At 62.5% G+C, this 522-nt stretch carries 1 pseudogene; it reads right to left on the minus strand.

Annotated elements, in window-relative coordinates:
* Window positions 1-522 (minus strand): annotated as a pseudogene (locus tag EN738_RS34945) (hypothetical protein); the annotation flags it as partial.

Raw genomic sequence — 522 nt, forward strand, 5'->3', positions numbered from 1 at the left:
TCGTCGGGATCGTCGGCATGTTCGCATTGACGAAATTCGGCTGACTGACCTGCGAACCGGACAGCAAGGCGGTGAGGTTGTTGATGGGCGCCGAGTTCTGCGCCAACGCCTCCTGCACGGCCTGGCCGCGACCGGTCAGCAGGAGCTGGTCGTAAGCGTCGTTTTCGCCCTGGTTCTGAATGTTCTGCGCCTGGGCGTAGTTATCTGAGCCGGGGCGAATGCCACGGTTGATCAGGTCCGCCTCATTTGCCGCTCGGCGGGCGTCCAGCGCCGGCTGAAGCCGCTTCATGCCGAGGTCCATCAACCGGGCCTCTGTCGCGTCGTTCGACAGGTCGATCGGCTTCGACAACCAGTCTTTCAGAAAGGACGACTGACCAGCGGCCAGCTCGCCGAGGTTGAGCTTGGCCTGGTCGGTCTGATCCTTGATCGCCTGCCCGGTCTGCGAAAGCGTCTGCGTCGCTGTGTAGGTCGGGATGTCGTAGGACTTGCCCGTATAGGGGTCGTTCCACTTATAGGTGCCGG

The sequence above is a fragment of the Mesorhizobium sp. M4B.F.Ca.ET.017.02.2.1 genome (assembly GCF_003998955.1).
In the GTDB taxonomy this organism is placed as follows: domain Bacteria; phylum Pseudomonadota; class Alphaproteobacteria; order Rhizobiales; family Rhizobiaceae; genus Mesorhizobium; species Mesorhizobium abyssinicae.